Origin of the sequence: Haloferax sp. Atlit-109R, assembly GCF_003665865.1 — an archaeon.
GTDB classification, from domain to species: domain Archaea; phylum Halobacteriota; class Halobacteria; order Halobacteriales; family Haloferacaceae; genus Haloferax; species Haloferax volcanii.
This window is the reverse complement of record NZ_QPLO01000041.1, coordinates 1-437: the sequence shown is the minus strand read 5'-3', so window position 1 is coordinate 437 and position 437 is coordinate 1. Positions and strand designations below refer to the sequence as shown.

Annotated in this window: 1 protein-coding gene; it reads right to left on the bottom strand. The window is 60.4% G+C overall.

What is annotated here, in order from left to right:
* On the bottom strand, positions 1-437 hold a 437-nt coding region (locus DVK03_RS19575; RefSeq protein WP_121593856.1), incomplete at both ends, for a hypothetical protein.

The window sequence follows — 437 nt, the reverse complement described above, 5'->3', positions numbered from 1 at the left end:
CGAGGACGGCGCAAGGCAGGATACCGTGTTCATGCCCATAATTTCCGTGACCCCTGCGGCGAGTGCCGGAATGAACACACCGGAGAAGGTCGTTCCAGCGTCGACGAGTTGCTGTTTACCCTCGTGCTGCTGGCCCTGCTTGGTCGAGTTCATCTTCTCCATCGCGGTCATGCCCTTCATCACCGCCTTGATGAATAGGTACATGGCGGCCCCAATGAACACGAAGCCGATGAGCTGACCGAGGCCAGTTCCGCACATGGCATCGCCAAACTCGCCCAGCGACTGTGCTGCTGCACTCGTCGACCCGAGTGCTGTAATTCCGACTATGGTCGTCAGCGCCTTGGCCTGTCGAACCGAGAGGCGTTCTGCGACTCTCCTCTCGACTTGTTCACACTTTTTGTCCGCACGCCCGGCCACCCGCGCGTATAGCGGGGCCG